Source organism: Flavobacterium sp. 2, assembly GCF_049949195.1.
Taxonomy (GTDB): domain Bacteria; phylum Bacteroidota; class Bacteroidia; order Flavobacteriales; family Flavobacteriaceae; genus Flavobacterium.
Window position 1 is genome coordinate 1824082 of record NZ_CP188206.1, and the last position, 17843, is coordinate 1841924.

10 protein-coding genes are annotated in these 17843 nt (G+C 33.0%); 5 read left to right on the forward strand and 5 right to left on the reverse strand.

Going from position 1 to position 17843, the window contains the following annotated elements; genetic code table 11:
- Nucleotides 1–203: 203 nt before the first annotated feature.
- Nucleotides 204–1583, forward strand: coding sequence for a Kelch repeat-containing protein (locus ACNFIH_RS07785; protein ID WP_426486185.1), 1380 nt, complete (start codon nucleotides 204–206; stop codon nucleotides 1581–1583).
- Nucleotides 1584–1750: 167 nt separating this feature from the next.
- Here ACNFIH_RS07785 and ACNFIH_RS07790 read toward each other — a convergent pair whose 3' ends face one another.
- Both ACNFIH_RS07790 and ACNFIH_RS07795 read right to left on the reverse strand, forming a co-directional pair.
- On the reverse strand, nucleotides 1751–4015 hold the full coding sequence (locus tag ACNFIH_RS07790; protein ID WP_035652006.1) for an aconitate hydratase: 2265 nt from the start codon (nucleotides 4013–4015) through the stop codon (nucleotides 1751–1753).
- 125 nt (nucleotides 4016–4140) lie between these two features.
- Entirely contained in the window at nucleotides 4141–6912 is a 2772-nt protein-coding gene (locus ACNFIH_RS07795; protein WP_426486186.1) for a bifunctional aconitate hydratase 2/2-methylisocitrate dehydratase, read from the reverse strand.
- A 424-nt stretch (nucleotides 6913–7336) separates the two neighbouring features.
- Between ACNFIH_RS07795 and ACNFIH_RS07800 the strand changes: the two genes are divergently transcribed.
- Both ACNFIH_RS07800 and xrtN read left to right on the forward strand, forming a co-directional pair.
- Nucleotides 7337–9832: an XrtN system VIT domain-containing protein gene (locus ACNFIH_RS07800; RefSeq protein WP_426486187.1), complete on the forward strand. Its 2496-nt coding sequence runs from the start codon at nucleotides 7337–7339 to the stop codon at nucleotides 9830–9832.
- Complete coding sequence (xrtN, locus tag ACNFIH_RS07805) at nucleotides 9833–11059, forward strand: exosortase N (RefSeq protein WP_426486188.1); 1227 nt, start codon at nucleotides 9833–9835, stop codon at nucleotides 11057–11059.
- 57 nt (nucleotides 11060–11116) lie between these two features.
- Here the strand turns inward: xrtN and ACNFIH_RS07810 are convergent, their stop codons facing one another.
- Together ACNFIH_RS07810 and ACNFIH_RS07815 are read right to left on the reverse strand one after the other, a co-directional pair.
- Nucleotides 11117–12070 carry an AAA family ATPase gene (locus ACNFIH_RS07810; protein WP_426486189.1) on the reverse strand — a complete coding sequence of 318 codons (954 nt, stop codon included), beginning with the start codon at nucleotides 12068–12070 and terminating at the stop codon, nucleotides 11117–11119.
- 77 nt (nucleotides 12071–12147) lie between these two features.
- Nucleotides 12148–13578, reverse strand: coding sequence for a peptidylprolyl isomerase (locus ACNFIH_RS07815; protein ID WP_035651999.1), 1431 nt, complete (start codon nucleotides 13576–13578; stop codon nucleotides 12148–12150).
- Between the two features lie 520 nt (nucleotides 13579–14098).
- Between ACNFIH_RS07815 and ACNFIH_RS07820 the strand changes: the two genes are divergently transcribed.
- Together ACNFIH_RS07820 and ACNFIH_RS07825 are read left to right on the forward strand one after the other, a co-directional pair.
- On the forward strand, nucleotides 14099–15538 hold the full coding sequence (locus ACNFIH_RS07820; protein ID WP_426486190.1) for an alpha-amylase: 1440 nt from the start codon (nucleotides 14099–14101) through the stop codon (nucleotides 15536–15538).
- A 153-nt stretch (nucleotides 15539–15691) separates the two neighbouring features.
- Entirely contained in the window at nucleotides 15692–17284 is a 1593-nt protein-coding gene (locus ACNFIH_RS07825) for a peptide chain release factor 3 (RefSeq protein WP_035651996.1), read from the forward strand.
- Between the two features lie 245 nt (nucleotides 17285–17529).
- On the opposite strand, the gene ACNFIH_RS07830 is transcribed toward ACNFIH_RS07825, so the two are convergent.
- Nucleotides 17530–17841, reverse strand: coding sequence for a DUF3467 domain-containing protein (locus tag ACNFIH_RS07830; protein ID WP_008466913.1), 312 nt, complete (start codon nucleotides 17839–17841; stop codon nucleotides 17530–17532).
- Between the last annotated feature and the right edge of the window lie 2 nt (nucleotides 17842–17843).

Genomic DNA, 17843 nt, shown 5'->3' on the forward strand with positions numbered 1-17843 from the left:
ATATGTAAAACTCAAAAAAAGCAATTTTGTTATTTGGGGGAAAGCGAATTTAACTTATTAAAGTAAAAAAAACACATTTTTTAACACTTAATTTCATCCAAATTAACAACTTCGGCATAAATATTGAGCCAACTTTTTGAAATGCAGTTTTTTATATAATTCAATGATTTTAAATTTAATATTAACTTAACATTCAAAAACTTGTGAAAAAACTACTCTATATTTTTATTTTATTTCCGCTGATTTCATTTTCACAAACCCAAAAAGGTTTTGTGTTTTCTACAAACAACGAACCTCTTGAAGACGTAAATATTTTTGCCGTAAACAGCAAAACCGGAACGCTCACAAATAAAAATGGAGAGTTTTCTACAACTGCTTTTTCAAATCTTAAAGCTGATGAAATATTGGAGTTTTCGCATATTGGCTACACAACTGTAAAATACTCATTACAATATTTAGCAAAGCATAAATTTAAAATTTATCTTGAAGAAAGCATTCAAAATTTATCTGAAGTAGCAATTGCACCTAATGCAAAATTAAAAACAAGTCTTTCTTTCAACAATCTGAGCCAGCTAAAAAATCCTGTATTTTCATTTGGCTCTTTTTTGAAAGATGGCAAAATTTATATTAGTGGTGGTGATGCATATTCCGACATAAATTATTTTGAAAAAGGTCGCTCAGAAAAAGCCGGCTATGACGCAACCGATTATTTATCTGATATTAATTATAACTCTCAAAAAAGACATTATAAAAAATATCTTTCTATTTATGACATTGAAACCAATACTTGGGAAACTTCAAAAGTAAACCTAAAAGCAAGAGGCTATCATAACTTACATTATTACAATGATCTGATTTATGTTTTGGGTGGAAAAAGAATTTTGGTGAACTCAAAAAGCAGTTGGGAATATTTGGAAAATCAAATAGAAGTTGTAGATCTTAACAAACAAACAATCAATTTAGACAATACAAATCCGCATCAGGCTGTAGATTTTGCTTCATTTACTTATAAAGATAATATTATTGTAATGGGCGGTTCTTTAAAAAGATCTGAAAAAGATATAAAAGAGTTTACCAATAAAGTGCATCTCTATAATATTACATCAGGAAATTGGTACGAACTCGATCCTATGCCAACTGCAAAGGAAACTACTGGAATTTTGATTAATGATAAAATTTACCTGATTGGAGGTAATGACGGAAAACCGATTTCCGAAATTGAAACTTTTGATTTAATAACTGAAAAATGGGAAAAAGAAGGTGAATTATTATCAGAATTAGAAAGACCAGCGATTGCTTATCATGAGAATATTATTTATTTTTTTGAAGACCAAAAAATGTATACGTACAACATACAAACCAAACAATTAAAAGAATATGAAATTGATATTGAATTAAAATATTCTGCTATGCATTATTTTAATGGCAAATTGTATCTTTTAGGTGGTCGTTTTGAAAACAGCTATTCCAAAGTGCCTTCTTCAAAAGTATTTAGTGTTGATTTGGAAGAGTTCAAAAACACTAAACCAACCCGAATTAAAAATTTATCACAAGAGAAAAATTTAGCTAAATCAAACGGATAATTTTATTCCGGAAATCTTATGAAAACGAGTGCCCTAACCCGGATGGGAGCGGCATCCTTTTTCTTGCTTCTTTAGCAAGGAAAAGATACAGCGGACAGCCGGAACAGCTTCTAATAAAAAATGCCCTGTTTTCACAGAGCATTTTTTATATAATTGAATCTTAAAAATTATGCTTTTCCAGCCGCTATTAAATTCAGAGCAGAACCTGCAACAAACCAACCAATCTGACCTTCATTATAAGTATGATTTGCCAAAATAATATCTTTTGTTCCATCTGCATGAACAAACTCTAAAGTTAATGGTTTTGCTGGAGCAAATTCTGTCAAGTCTAAGAAGTTGATTGTATCATCTTCCTGAATTTTATCGTAATCTGCTTCGTTTGCAAAAGTCAATCCTAAAAGACCTTGTTTTTTAAGATTTGTTTCGTGGATACGAGCGAAAGATTTCACTAAAACCGCTTTCACACCCAAGAAACGTGGTTCCATTGCCGCATGTTCACGAGAAGAACCTTCACCATAATTGTGATCTCCTACTACAATAGATGGAACACCTGCTGCTTTATATGCACGGGCAACAGCCGGCACAGCATCGTATTCGCCAGTTAATTGATTTTTAACTGAATTTGTTTTTTGGTTGTATGCATTTACAGCACCAATCAACATGTTGTTAGAAATATTATCTAAATGTCCACGGAAACGCAACCAAGGCCCAGCCATCGAAATATGGTCAGTAGTACATTTTCCAAATGCTTTAATTAATAATTTAGCACCAGTAATGTTTTTACCATCCCAAGCCACAAACGGAGCTAATAATTGCAAACGCTCTGAAGTTGGATTTACAACGACCTCAACTCCTGAACCATCTGCGGCCGGAGCTTGAAAACCTGGATCTTCAGCATAGAAACCTTTAGAAGGAAGCTCGTCTCCGGTTGGTGCATCTAATTTTACTTCTTCTCCATCTTCATTGATTAATGTATCTGTTAAAGGATTAAAACTTAAATCACCCGCAATCGCCAAAGCTGTTACCAATTCTGGAGAACCTACGAAAGCTAATGTGTTTGGATTACCATCTGCACGTTTTGAGAAGTTACGGTTGAAAGAGTGAACGATAGTATTTCTTTCTTCTTTTTCAGCTCCTTCTCTATCCCACATACCAATACATGGTCCGCAAGCGTTAGCGAAAACAGTTGCTCCAATTTTATGGAAAGTATCAATAAAACCGTCTCTTTCAATTGTTGAACGAACAACTTCAGAACCTGGAGTAATTGTAAATTGTGATTTTGTTTTTAAGTTTTTATCCGCAACTTGTCTTGCCAAAGAAGCTGCACGAGAAATATCTTCGTAAGAAGAATTTGTACAAGAACCAATTAAACCAACCTGAATTTGTAATGGCCAGTTATTTTTGATTGCTTCCTCTTTCATTTTAGAAATCGGAGTAGCTAAATCTGGAGTAAAAGGTCCGTTTAAGTGTGGTTCTAATGTAGATAAGTTAATTTCGATAACCTGATCAAAATATTGTTCTGGATTTGCATATACTTCTGGATCTCCAGTTAAGTAAGAAGCTACTTTATCTGCAGCATCGGCAACATCGGCTCTGTTTGTAGAACGTAAGTAACGGCTCATAGAATCATCATAACCAAAAGTTGAAGTTGTTGCTCCAATTTCGGCACCCATATTACAAATCGTTCCTTTACCTGTACAAGACATCGCGGTTGCACCTTCTCCAAAATATTCAACGATAGCACCAGTTCCTCCTTTTACAGTAAGAATTCCTGCTACTTTAAGAATAACATCTTTTGGAGCCGTCCATCCTGATAATTTACCAGTCAATTTAACTCCAATTAGTTTCGGGAATTTAAGCTCCCATGCCATTCCTGACATAACATCTACAGCATCTGCTCCACCAACACCAATTGCTACCATCCCTAAACCGCCTGCATTTACAGTGTGAGAATCGGTACCAATCATCATTCCACCTGGGAAAGCATAATTTTCGAGTACAACTTGGTGAATAATTCCGGCTCCTGGTTTCCAAAAACCGATTCCGTATTTATTAGAAACAGAAGACAAGAAATCAAAGACTTCATTACTTTGTGTTTTTGCTCTGGCCAAATCGGTTGCAGCGTCTATTTTTGCCTGAATCAAGTGATCACAGTGTACCGTAGTAGGAACTGCTACTTTAGATTTACCGGCATGCATAAACTGCAATAATGCCATTTGCGCAGTTGCATCTTGACATGCTACACGATCCGGTGCAAAGTCAACATAGTCAATTCCTCTTCCAAATGCCTTCGTTGGATTTCCATCCCAAAGGTGATTGTATAAAATTTTCTCCGTCAAAGTAAGTGGACGACCAACAATTTCACGTGCTTTATCAACACGACCTGGCATGTTTTCATACACTTTTTTAATCATTTCAATATCAAAAGCCATAAGATTTACTTGTTTTTATTATTGTTTTTTGAACATGACAAGTTACAAAAAATAGAACAATTATTACAAAAAAAGCCCGAGTTTTATGACTCGGGCTTTTGAATTATAATTAAATAATCTTTTGATTACATTACTAATGATTTGTTTGAAGGTGCAAACTTTGTTAAGTTAATACCATCTACTGCAGCAGTATATTCTTCAATAGTTGGAGTTCTACCTAAAATTGTAGAAAGAACCACAACTGGCGTAGATGAAAGTAAAGATTCTCCTTTTTTACCTTCTTTATCTTCAACAACTCTTCCTTGGAATAAACGAGTTGAAGTTGCCATTACTGTATCTCCTTTTGCCGCTTTTTCCTGGTTACCCATACAAAGGTTACAACCTGGACGCTCTAAGTACAACATGTTTTCGTATTCTGTACGCGCAGCACCTTTTGGAGCATTATCGTCGAATTCGAAACCAGAGTATCTTTGTAAAACTTCCCAGTCACCTTCTGCTTTCAATTCATCTACAATGTTGTAAGTTGGAGGAGCAACAACAAGAGGCGCATTGAATTCCACTTTTCCTGTTTGTGCTTCTACGTTTTTCAACATTTGAGCAAGGATTTTCATATCTCCTTTGTGAACCATACAAGATCCAATAAATCCAAGGTCTACTTTTTTCACTCCACCGTAGAAAGATAAAGGTCTGATAGTATCGTGAGTATAACGTTTAGAAACGTCAGCATTATTTACGTCTGGATCAGCAATCATTGGCTCAGCAATTTGATCCAAATCAACTACAACTTCAGCATAATATTTAGCATTTGCATCTGGAGTTAAAGCTGGTTTTTCAGCCGATTTAATTTCAGTAATTCTCTTATCTGCTTTGTTGATTAACCCTTGAAGAACGTGTTTATCGTTATCCATTCCTTTGTCGATCATGATTTGGATTCTGCCTTTAGCAATTTCCAATGATTCGATTAAAGTATCATCTTCAGAAATACAGATAGAAGCTTTTGCTTTCATCTCTGCAGTCCAGTCTGTAAATGTAAAGGCTTGGTCAGCAGTTAATGTTCCAATATGAACCTCAATAATTCTTCCTTGGAAAACATTTTCTCCTCCAAATTGGTGAAGCATTTGCGCTTGAGTAGCATGAACCACATCACGGAAGTCCATGTATCCTTTCATATCTCCTTTGAAAGTCACTTTTACAGATTCTGGAATTGGCATAGAAGCTTCTCCAGTAGCCAATGCAAGAGCAACAGTTCCTGAGTCAGCACCAAAAGCAACACCTTTTGACATTCTTGTGTGAGAGTCACCACCAATAATGATAGCCCACTCATCAATTGTAATATCGTTAAGTACTTTGTGGATAACGTCTGTCATTGAATGATAAACACCTTTTGGGTCACGAGCTGTGATCAAACCAAAATCGTTCATGAATTTCATCAATTTAGGAATATTAGCCTGCGCTTTTTTATCCCAAACTGAAGCAGTGTGACAACCAGATTGATAAGCACCGTCAACGATTGGTGAAATTACTGTTGCAGCCATAGACTCTAATTCCTGAGCAGTCATTAAACCTGTAGTATCTTGAGAACCTACAATGTTAACTTCTACACGAACGTCAGAACCAGCGTGTAATACTTTTCCTGGAGCAATACCTACAGCATTTTTATTGAAGATTTTTTCAACTGCAGTAAGACCTTGTCCTTCATGAGAAATTTCTTTTGATGGAGCATATACAAGAGGTGCTTCAATATTTAAAACTTTTGCTGCTAATGTCTGTAGTTTTTTACCAAAAACAATAGCGTATGAACCACCAGCTTTAATAAATTCCATTTTCTGAGGCGTAAATGCCTTAGAAATATCGATTAATTCTTTATCGCCGTTATAAAGTTTTTTCTCTTTAATATTAATAGTCAAAACTGTACCAGTTTCAACAGAATAAGTTTGCTCTAAAATTGGCTCGTCGTTTTCGTTACGAATAACATTTCCTTCTGCATCAACCTTTTTTACCCAGTTTTTAAGATCTAAACCAATACCACCAGTAACATCAACAGTTGTTAGGAAAATTGGAGAAATTCCGTTTGTTCCACCAACAATTGGAGCGATGTTAACGAATGGAATATATGGACTTGCTTGTTTTCCTGTCCAAAGTGCCACGTTATTTACACCTGACATTCTTGAAGAACCCACACCCATAGTTCCTTTTTCAGCGATCAACATTACGCTTGCATCTGGATGCTGTGCTTGTAAAGCTTTAATTTCTTGCTGCGCTTGAGGAGTAATCATACATTGACCGTGAAGTTCACGATCTGAACGCGAGTGCGCCTGGTTTCCTGGAGAAAGTAAATCTGTTGAAATATCACCTTCACCAGCAATAAAAGTAACCACTTTAATTGTATCTGCTACTTCTGGAAGTTTTGTAAAAAACTCAGCTTGAGCGTAACTCTCAAGGATTTCTTTTGCAATTGGGTTATCATTTTTGAATGCCTCTACTAAACGATCTGTATCTGCTTCGTAAAGGAAAACTTGTGTTTTTAAAACTTTTGCTGCTTCTTTTGCAATAGCAACATCATTACCTAAAGCTAAATCAAGCAGAACTTTGATAGAAGGTCCACCTTTCATGTGTGATAATAATTCAAAAGCAAAGGCTGGCGTAATTTCGTTTACTACAGATTCACCTAGAATAATCTCTTTTAAAAACTTAGCTTTTTCGCCAGCAGCACTTGTAGTTCCTGGCAAAGTATTGTAGATAAAAAATTTAAGAGAATCTTCTCTATATTCATTATCAACATCTTTAATTTGCGAAATAATTTCGCTTAATAATTCTGCACCATCAATTGGCTTTGGGTGAAGTCCCTGGCCTTTTCTTTCTTCGATTTCGTTAATGTAATCTTTGTAAGTATTCATAATATATTAGAAGTATTTTTTTTTGTACGCAAATTTAGAGATTAAAGGTGAGAATTAAAAAGAATATAATGAAAGTCGCCTTTTCAAAAATTATTATTGCTAAAAAACGATTTTGACTGCTTGTTTTTGCCAAAATATCAATTTTGTATTAAAAAAATGAATTTTTAATATTTTAAAATCTTTTCTTTAACAAAGTCGGAATTTGATGTTATAAAGTAAGTGAGATTTTACCTCTATTTTCGCAAAGAATAGTTCTAAATAAGAAATTATAACGTTATAGTTAACTTTTTTTCGTCTTTAAAAGGAGTTTTCAGAATTAAAATATTCATCCCTAATTTTCTTCAAAAAATAAAATGAAAAAAATCTGCTATCTCAAATATTCTATTAACTTTGTGTTTCAAAGTACTTTTTAAAAAATACAACTATGAAATACAAAATGGAAATTTTAGATTATTATTCTCAAAAATCAGGCACACAAACTAGCCTCTTAGTGACATTATTTAGTACAATATTTATGATTTGTGCGCTTACTTCTAAAGAATTCTCATTCCACGAATTCGAATCTATTGGATCGATAAGTTTGATTATTGAATTTATTTACGGAACGGTGGTATCATTTCTTATTCTTAAAAACAGAGAAGACTACCTTCATCTTACTCCTTTTTTAATGCTCAATTGGCTTATTGGCTGTTTTAGCTTAAATGTTTTTATTCCCGTTTTTCAACATTTACCTGTTTGGGTTTATGTGACAACTTTTGTGTTTTGCATCACTAATTTTTTTCTTTATCAAAATGACATAAAAAGCCCACGTGCATATCTATTTTATTTTGTTAATGGTGCTACATTTTGGATTATATTTTACTTTGCTTTATTTCTCATTCCCGTTCTACCCTATTCATTTATCGGAATATTGGCTTTGGGAATAGGTTTCTACGGAATGGTTCCAGCAATAATCTTAGTCATTCATTTGCTAACCGTTATTTTTCATTTACCTAAAAACAGACCTTATTATCTTTCCTTTAGTGCCGGGTTTTCAATTGTGCTTGTTGGTTTTCTAATTTTTACTGCCGGTTTAGTTATTGAAAGCAAAAAAATTGCTCAAATTGCAAAAATCAATTCTTTCAATAGTAATACCGATTTACCTGCATACATTTCAGTTTCTCAGAATATAAAACCTAATTTTTTTAATGAAATTCTGCTCAAGAAAGGTCTTGTGTATATCAATATTGACAACTTCTTTTCGTTCGACCGTTTTAATTCCTTCAGCAAACAGCAATTCAACGGAACTAAAATCCATAATCCTTTTATCAGTATTGCCTATTTAGTTTGTGATGATCTTGGATTGGACAATGATGACAAAATCAATATTCTGAAATCAAATTTTGATAAAAGGTTAGAAACAGAAGAACAGCTTTGGAATGGAGATGATTTATTTACCAAAAAAATTAAAGAAGACGTAAAAGTATATCCAGAAGCACGTTTAGCATACACTGAAATCACAATGGATATTGCATGTACCGAAGATGCACGGGGAGATGAAGAAGCTATTTATTCTTTTCAATTACCCGAAGGCTCTGTCGCAACTTCACTTTCTTTATGGGTTAATGGAATGGAGCGCAAAGGTGTTTTGACTACTAAAGAAAAAGCAAAAAAAGCGTACAATCAAATTGTTGGCGTAGAATACCGTGACCCGTCATTAATGCAATGGAAAGAAGGGAATAAAGTTGTTGTTAGAGTTTTTCCAGTTAACAAACGAACTCCAAGAAAATTTAAATGCGGTTTTACAACTCCATTAAAAGTTGAAGACAGCCAAATGAAATATCAAAGTCTTTCTATAAAAGGGCCGAACATTTCGAATGCCGAAACAATTTCGAGAATACAAATAACTGGAAATTCGGCTGTAGAAACCAGCAAAAATTTCGAGTTTGAAAAAGGTTTTTACATGAACCAGTCTAAAGGACTTGACGATTGGGAAGCAACAATGCCATTAAACAAAATCAATCATAATTCATTTGTCTGGAAAGGAAAAATTTATACAGTTAATGAGATTCCAAAAACAGTAATTCCCTTTACTCCTTCTGAAATTATTTTGGATTTAAACAGCAATTGGACAACCAAACAAATAGAATCATTTGTCAATCTTGACCAACAAAATATTTATGTTTTTGAAAATGGGCAAAAAAAGCAAATAAACAAAGAGAATTTTAAAGCCATTCAGCTTGACTTTGAAGATTCTCAGTATACATTATTGCCTCTTTATAAATTGGCAAAAAACAGTTTAGTCATAACAAAATTGGGGACTTTCTCTGCTAATTTTGAAGAACTTGAAGAATCAGATTATCTGAAGAAAATTAAATCTGGAACTAAACAAAAGAATATAAAAGTCATCAATATCAGCGGGGATATTAATCCGTTTTGGCAGACTGCTAAAGAACAAAAATACGTTGACTATTTTCAAAGCAGTTTAGCTACTTGTTTAAAGATGATCAACAAACATCAATTTCCAGTTTACAAAACAGATCAAAACAGTGTCAATATTGAACCGTCACAAGTTTCTATTCGTGAAAATACACAAGACAACAATTCAAAAAGCAATGGGCCAAATCATATTTACAGAATGTACGCTTTTGGGAAAGTTCTCGAAGAACAGGTTAAAATTCAAAACGACACTTTAGCCAATAATCAATATGTTGAATTAGCTAAAGATGCCAATATTGTAACGCCAATTTCGTCATTAATTGTTCTTGAAACCGATGAAGATTACAAAAACAACGGAATCGAGAAAAACGTAAATACTTTAGGAAATGCTTCAATAAACAATGACGGCGCGGTTCCTGAGCCTCACGAATGGCTGTTGATTATTATTGGAACAGCAACACTTTATTTCTATTACCGAAAAACAAAAAAACAAACAGTATAAATGAATTTATTTCTGCAATACAAAAAAACTGTCCTGCTGATTTTCGGCTGTCTTTTACTTTTAAATTACAGCATAATTTCAGCAGGACTGAACAATAATTTGCTTGGAATTTTAGCTTCAATCGGGTTGTTTTTTATTGGGAGCCGAAAAACGACTTTCAACATAAGCTATCCGCTTTTTGCAATGATTTTTATATTAGAATTTATAAGCTTTCGCTTGCATACTAAATCATTGCATCTTTTAGCTTTAGCATTATTTGTATGTCTTTTATATTACAGTTTTACGCAAAAATTTTCATTTATTGCTTTCATTTGTATTTTGCTTTTCTCTTCGGTTTTTAGTACTTTCTTCGATTACATGACAACCGAAATAAAACAAATTCTATGTTATAATGTTTATATTGTTTTAAAGAATTTCATTGCAATTGACAAAATAGAAGGTGTAAATTTCTACATTAATAATGCTAAAATCACAGTCGACACAGCTTGTATGGGTTTGTCAATGTTTAAAACCGGATTACTTTCAGGTGCTTTTATATTAACTTTAGAAGAAAAGAAACAGTCGAAATATTTCAATATCCTTCAGATTTTTCTTTTTTGTGTTGTTATAATAATTCTCAACATCATTTCGAATTATTTCAGAATCATTACGCTTATTTTGTTCCAATGCACTCAGGAAAATGTACTTCATCATACTATTGGAATCTTGTGTTTTGTATTTTATCAAATTGTTCCAATGCTTTTTCTGATTCGTTTTTTTAAACCGAAAACGGAAGAAACTCAGACAGAAAAACAACAACATAAATTCGCCATTATAGTTGTAGCAACTGCAATCCTGTTTGCAACCAGTTTTGAAATAAAGAAAATACAGCCAAACAATTTACTTGAAAATTTAAGTCCAGAGTATTCCATTCAAAATGGAACTTGGGTGAACAATGAAGTTTTTAAAATTTCAACTCCAAACAAACTTATTTATATTAAAACTTTCGCTCATAATCCGTTAGTTTGTTGGACAGGAAATGGCTATAAAATTATAGAGAAAAAAGAAACTGCCAGAGGAAATCAAAAAATATGGCAGGTAAAAATGGAGAAAAACAACATTCAGTACTACTCCTATTGGTGGTACGAATGCGATAGAAAAAAATACACTTCTCTTCCTGAAGTTCTTTTAATCAAACTCTTCACCAATAAATCTATGCGCCTGATTAATGAAACAACTAAAATCTAATAATGAAAAAAGCCTGACAAAATCAAATTTGTCAGGCTTATCTATAAGATATAACAATTACAACAATTTCTGAATAATAACTTCTTCTGTTATTCCCTCAGCATCAGCTTTGTAATTTTTAATAATTCTGTGTCTTAAAATTCCAACTGCAACTGCTTTTACATCTTCAATATCTGGAGAAAATTTACCATTAAATGCTGCGTGAGCTTTTGCTGCTAAAATTAAATTCTGAGAAGCCCTTGGCCCTGCTCCCCAATCTAAATAGTTCTTTACAAAATCATTTGACAAGCTATTGTCAGGACGAGTTTTACTTACTAACGTTACTGCGTATTCAATAACATTATCAGCAACCGGAATTCTGCGAATCAAGTGTTGAAAATCAATAATTTCTTGTGCTGTAAACAGAGCATTAATTGTTGTTTTGACATCCGAAGTTGTTCGTTTTACAACCTGTACTTCTTCCTCAAAAGTTGGATATTCTAATTTGATTGCAAACATAAAACGATCTAATTGTGCTTCCGGTAACGGATACGTTCCTTCTTGCTCAATTGGATTTTGCGTTGCCAATACAAAATATGGCAAATCTAATTTATAATTCTGTCCTGCAATGGTTACAGAACGTTCCTGCATCGCTTCAAGTAAAGCTGCCTGCGTTTTTGGTGGAGTTCTGTTGATCTCGTCAGCAAGAATTATATTAGAAAAAATTGGCCCTTTTATGAATTTAAATTGTCGATTTTCATCTAAAATTTCACTTCCTAAAATATCCGAAGGCATTAAATCTGGCGTAAACTGAATTCTTTTAAAATCTAAACCTAAAGCTTGAGATAAAGTATTTATCATTAATGTTTTTGCCAAACCAGGAACTCCAATCAACAAGGCATGTCCACCTGAAAATATACACAATAAGATTTCATCAACTACTGCGTCTTGGCCTACAATTATTTTTGCTATTTCTGATTTTAACTCGTTTCGTTTTTGAACTAAATTATGAATTGCTGTTACGTCAGACATTTAAGTATGTTTTTAAATTAAAAAAGAGTCAGCTCTATGGATTCATAAAACTAACTCTTTTATTTATTTAATAAAAATTATTTTTTCAGCCAATTATTAGCAAAATTACATTGTCTGTATTCTCCAATAATTTTAATGTATGTATCTTTTATCTTTTTATCAAACCATTTAGCGATTGCATCAATTTGTTTTTCTTTCAATGCTAAATCTTTAATTTTTGTATAATCCAGCGCATAATCTGCGGTATGCTCGTTAATTCTGTTTGTTACAGTAATTATTTTATAGGTCTTTTTACCGCTTTTTTCATCTACATTTAAAAGTGGCTGAGAAACCTCAGTATCTTTCAAATTTGAAACCTGGCTATATAATTGAGGATCCATTTTAGTTAATTCAAAACGTGTATCCTGTGTATTAGGATTTATTAAAATTCCTCCATTTGCTCTTGTTTCTTTTTCATCAGATTCTGTTCTAGCTGCATCTGCAAAAGTAACCTCTTTGTTTACGATTTTGTTTCGAATATTTGTGATTCTGTCTTTAGCCTCTTTTAAAGCATTTTCAGAAACAGTTGGCGAAATCAAAATATGACGTAATTCAACTTCCTGCCCTTTAATTTTATCCACCATAATAATATGGAATCCAAAACTTGTTTCAAAAGGCTGTGAAATTTCACCTTCTTGCAAACTAAAAGCAACATCTTTAAACTCTTTTACAAAAGGAGTTTTTCGAGTCATTTTATAATATCCACCGTTAGAAGATGATCCTGGATCCATAGAATATAAAACGGCTTTTGTTGCAAAGCTCGAACCTGCTATAACATCTTGTCTGATTGCATTCAATCTGTCGATTACTTTCTGTTTGTCTTCTTTTGAAACTTTTGGTTCTACCACAATCTGTGCTACTTCCATTTCAGCCCCAAAAGTCGGCAATTCGTCTTTTGGTATTTTTTTAAAGAAATTACGAACTTCTTCCGGCGTAATTTCAACTTCTTTAATGATTTTATCTCTCATTTCAGAAGCTAATTTTTGCTCTTTTAAGATATCAGCAAAATAGGTTTTGAATTCTTCTACAGAACTCTTATGATAATATTCTACCACTTTATTGATATCTCCAACCTGTTTAACCATATAGTTCAAACGGTCTTCCATCATACCTCTGATCTCAGCATCACTAACAATAATACTATCCTGAATCGCTTGGTGCGCGTATAATTTATCTTCAAGAAGTTTACCCAACATTTGGCATCTTGTAATATCTTTTACAGAACCACCTTGAGCTGTAATCTCTAAAAATCCTTTATCAATATCTGAGTCTAAAACAATATAATCTCCAACGGTAGCAATAATACCGTCAATTTTTTGTCTTCCAACAGGAACTTCAGCTGGTTTTTGAGCGACAACATTTGGAATAATTTCCTGAGCTGAAACCATTGAGCTGAAAAAAAGTAAAAAACACATTGTCAATACAAGCTTGTAATCAATTGTTTTTAGCTGTAATTTTTTTAATAACATTATTTTAGATTTAATTTAAATGTAAAGATCTTGTTTTTAGAATTATCCTTGTTTTAAAAACTAAACTCTGAATTGCTCTATTTTAGAAGCTGAACTTCAAAAGCAGTAAACAATTAAACTCTAATTCTTTTACTTATAACGAACAAAAATAACAATTCAATTACATAATACAACTATCGCTTATACTATTAACAAAAAATTATACAGATTGCGTTTTAAATATAAAATTCAAAAGTACTTTTTGCTCATTATCTTAATATCACTTTCAAAACTATTATTATTTTAAAAACTTCCTTTTAAAAAATCCAACATCTTAATTTATAATGGTATAAAAAAAGTTTTTAACACTACAACGTTTTCGTTGTATAACTAATTTCTTGCAAATGTAGACCGAATCAAAAAAAACCTACATTCGTGCGTAATTGACAATTTAACCAGTTAAAAATTAAGAATAAACTCTTTTTAAAACCTAAAAATTGCGCAATTACTAACTTTATTAACCATTTTAACCAAATCTATTATGAAAAAACCACAAGCAAAATTTTTGTTTGTGAGCATGTTTGTAGCATTATTATGCTCGTGCTCACAAAATGACACTCCTGAAGCTGATTCAAAAGCTGAAAGTCAACAATTTGAAATCATCAATGTTACACATCACGATGGAAAACCTTTTAGTACGGGTACAAAATCATCACTTACAGGAAAATATGTTGATAATCCTGGCGGAGGCGTTATGATGCAAGCTTTTTATTGGGACGTTCCTTCCGGCGGAACCTGGTGGAATACCGTTAGCAGTAAAGTTACTGCATGGGGCAATGCGGGAATTGGCTCAATATGGCTTCCTCCTGCTTCTAAAGCGCAAAATGGAGCATTTTCAATGGGTTATGATCCAACTGATTATTTTGATTTTGGAGATTATAATCAAAATGGAAGTACCGAAACTCGATTTGGATCAAAAACCGAATTGGTAAATTTAATTACAGCTGCTCATGCTGAGAATATAAAAGTGTATGCTGATATTGTAATCAATCATAACAGTGGCGGGCAATCTGAAGCAAATCCTTTCACTGGAACAAATACGTGGACTAATTTTAATGGGATTTCTTCGGGAAAATTTAAGCGTACTTATGCTAATTTTTATAAAAACAGTTTTGGTAATAATGATGAAGGTTCGTTTGGAGGATTTCCGGATTTATGTCATGCAGATCCTTATGTAAAAGACTGGCTTTGGATCCGTTCCGACGGAGTTGGTAAATATTATAAAAACACCATGAAATTTGATGGTTGGAGATTCGACTACGTAAAAGGCTTTGGAGCATGGGTTGTAAATGCTTGGAATGCTAATGTTGGCGGATTTTCAGTTGGTGAATTATGGGATTCGAATGTAAACGTATTAAATGACTGGGCAAACAATGCTAATAGTTCTGTTTTTGACTTTGCTTGTTATTACAAAATGAATGACGCCTTCGACGGAAATAATCTTGCTCTTTTGAATGATGATATGATGTGGAAACGAAATCCGTACAAAGCAGTAACATTTGTTACTAATCACGATACTGATGAAATTTGGAGCAAAATGCTTGCGTACTCCTATATATTAACTCACGAAGGTTATCCAACAATTTTCTATAGAGATTATGAAGAATGGCTGGATAAAAATAAATTAAACAATCTAATCTGGATCCACAACAATAAAGCAACAGGTACAACTTCTATTTTATATTCTGATAATGATGAATATGTGGCAAGAAGAAATGGATATAATGGAAATCCTGGATTAGTAGTTTACATCAACAATTCTGATGTTTGGCAGGAAAGATGGATTCAGACGAATTGGGCAAATACTCAAATTAAAGATTTTACAGGAAATTCGACTTGGTACCCAACAACTCAGGCAGATAAATGGGTAAAAATACAATGTCCACCAAAAGGATATTCAATTTGGTCAATTAATCAATAACATATTTTCAAATAATTAATTTAAGGCTGTTTCTAAAAACAGCCTTATTTTTTTCTCTAAAAAGCAATTTGAAAAGAAGAAAACCAAATTATGAAGTGAATATTTTTATAAAGCCGTATTTAATAGTACTTTTGCAACCTATTTATACGAAATATGAGCTTTTTAAAAGAAATACAACGCAGAAGAACATTCGGAATTATATCGCATCCCGATGCCGGTAAAACTACATTAACAGAGAAATTACTGTTATTTGGAGGTGCTATTCAGGAAGCTGGAGCGGTAAAAAATAACAAAATTAAAAAAGGAGCAACGAGTGACTTTATGGAAATCGAACGCCAGAGAGGTATCTCGGTTTCAACTTCTGTGCTTGCTTTTAATTATAAAGATAAAAAAATCAACATCCTTGATACACCTGGACACAAGGATTTTGCCGAAGACACATTCAGAACTTTAACTGCCGTTGATAGTGTAATTGTTGTTATTGACGTTGCAAAAGGGGTTGAGGAACAAACTGAAAAATTAGTTGCAGTTTGTAGAATGCGTAATATTCCGATGATTGTTTTCATCAATAAATTAGATCGTGAAGGTAAAGATGCTTTTGATTTGATGGATGAAGTGGAACAAAAATTAGGATTGAAAGTAACTCCTTTAAGTTTTCCAATCGGAATGGGTTATGATTTCCAAGGAATTTATAATCTTTGGGAAGAAAATATCAATCTTTTCAGCGGAGACAGCCGTAAAAATATCGAAGAAACTATTGCTTTTTCTGATGTTCAAAACAATCCGGAATTAGATAAAATTGTGGGTCAAAAAGCAGCTGAAAAACTTCGTGAAGAATTAGAATTAATTGATGAAGTTTATCCTAAGTTTGAGCGTCAGGATTATTTAGATGGAAAAATTCAACCTGTGTTTTTTGGATCTGCTTTAAATAATTTTGGAGTGCGTGAATTATTAGATTGTTTCGTTACAATCGCTCCTTCTCCAAGACCAAAAGATTCTGAAACTCGTTTAGTTGATCCAGCTGAAGAAAAAATGTCTGGTTTTGTATTTAAGATTCACGCTAATATGGATCCAAAACACCGTGACCGTTTAGCATTTATCAAAATTGTTTCGGGAACTTTCGAAAGAAACAAACCTTATTACCACGTTCGCCAGAAGAAAAATTTAAAATTCTCTAGTCCAAATGCCTTTTTCGCTGAGAAAAAAGAAATTGTAGATATTTCATATCCTGGAGATATTGTTGGTTTACATGATACCGGAAACTTTAAAATTGGAGATACTTTGACAGAAGGAGAAATTATGAGTTTCAAAGGAATTCCAAGTTTCTCTCCGGAACATTTTAGATACATCAACAATGCTGACCCTATGAAAGCTAAGCAATTAGAAAAGGGTGTAGATCAGTTAATGGATGAAGGTGTTGCACAGTTATTTACTTTAGAAATGAACAACCGTAAAGTTATCGGAACAGTTGGAGCACTTCAATATGAAGTTATTCAATATCGTTTGGAACACGAATATGGTGCAAAATGTACTTACGAAAACTTCCCTGTTCACAAAGCTTGCTGGGTAAAACCAGATGATGCTAAAAATGAAGAATTCAAAGAATTTAAACGAATCAAACAAAAATTCTTGGCACACGATAAATACGGACAACTTGTATTTTTAGCCGATTCTGATTTTACAATTCAAATGACACAAAGTAAATATCCAAGTGTGAAATTATACTTTACATCTGAGTTTGATTAATTTACATTTAAAAATAAACTATAAAAAAAGCGCTATATACATTATAGCGCTTTTTTTATTTGAATTAATGACAACCTTAATGAGTTATTATTCTAATATAAATTTTTTCTAATTCGGAATTGCTAAAATACTGCAAACTTAAGTAAGGCAGAAATTTAGTCGATGAAATAACGATTAAATCGGATAAACTGCAAAATAGAAAATTGATGCTAAAAAAAAAAGCCCCATTACTGGGGCTTTAAAATTTATGCTTGTCCCGCAGGACCGAAATTAAGTGGTATTGGCGCTTGTTCCGTTTCTTTGATTTCGCCATGGGCTGCTTCAAATCTGTGGATATTTTCACCAATTGCTCGTAATAATCTTTTAGCATGTTGTGGTGTCAAAACAATTCTTGACTTTACCTTGGCTTTAGGAATACCTGGCATAATGCTCACAAAATCTAAAACAAACTCTGATGATGAGTGATTAATAATCGCAAGATTAGAATAAATTCCTTCTGCGACAGTTTCGTCTAACTCAATATTAATTTGCTCTTGTTGTTGTTTCGGATTACTCATAG

Excerpts from the sequence above, each read along its gene's own strand:
- ACNFIH_RS07795 (WP_426486186.1), bottom strand. The coding sequence starts at position 6,912 with ATGAATACTTACAAAGATTACATTAACGAAATCGAAGAAAGAAAAGGC.
- ACNFIH_RS07815 (WP_035651999.1), bottom strand. The coding sequence starts at position 13,578 with ATGTTATTAAAAAAATTACAGCTAAAAACAATTGATTACAAGCTTGTA.
- ACNFIH_RS07830 (WP_008466913.1), bottom strand. The coding sequence starts at position 17,841 with ATGAGTAATCCGAAACAACAACAAGAGCAAATTAATATTGAGTTAGAC.
- ACNFIH_RS07810 (WP_426486189.1), bottom strand. The coding sequence starts at position 12,070 with ATGTCTGACGTAACAGCAATTCATAATTTAGTTCAAAAACGAAACGAG.
- xrtN (WP_426486188.1), top strand. The coding sequence starts at position 9,833 with ATGAATTTATTTCTGCAATACAAAAAAACTGTCCTGCTGATTTTCGGC.
- ACNFIH_RS07800 (WP_426486187.1), top strand. The coding sequence starts at position 7,337 with ATGAAATACAAAATGGAAATTTTAGATTATTATTCTCAAAAATCAGGC.
- ACNFIH_RS07790 (WP_035652006.1), bottom strand. The coding sequence starts at position 4,015 with ATGGCTTTTGATATTGAAATGATTAAAAAAGTGTATGAAAACATGCCA.
- ACNFIH_RS07825 (WP_035651996.1), top strand. The coding sequence starts at position 15,692 with ATGAGCTTTTTAAAAGAAATACAACGCAGAAGAACATTCGGAATTATA.
- ACNFIH_RS07820 (WP_426486190.1), top strand. The coding sequence starts at position 14,099 with ATGAAAAAACCACAAGCAAAATTTTTGTTTGTGAGCATGTTTGTAGCA.